Annotated in this window: 1 pseudogene; it reads left to right on the forward strand. The window is 55.7% G+C overall.

Annotated features, from left to right (window positions below):
- A pseudogene (locus tag ACYQ2W_RS26890) lies at nucleotides 1-253 on the forward strand (addiction module toxin RelE); the annotation flags it as partial.

Here is a 253-nt window from a genome sequence, read left to right on the forward strand (position 1 = left end):
AGCCACGGCTGGACAGATGCAGGGAGCGCCATGGCTCCAGACCGAATGGATTCTGTCTGCCTTCGGGGATCAGAAGGGGCAGGCAGTCGAGTACTACCGGAGCTTTGTGGCCGAAGGTAGAAACCAACCCAGCCCCTGGGGCCAGTTGAAAAACCAGGTCTTCCTCGGTTCAGAGGACTTCGTGGAGAAGATCCAAAACAGTGTGGATTGGGGAAAGGATTTAAGTGAAATTCCAATGAGGCAGCGTCGGCCA

This window comes from Endothiovibrio diazotrophicus (assembly GCF_054657215.1).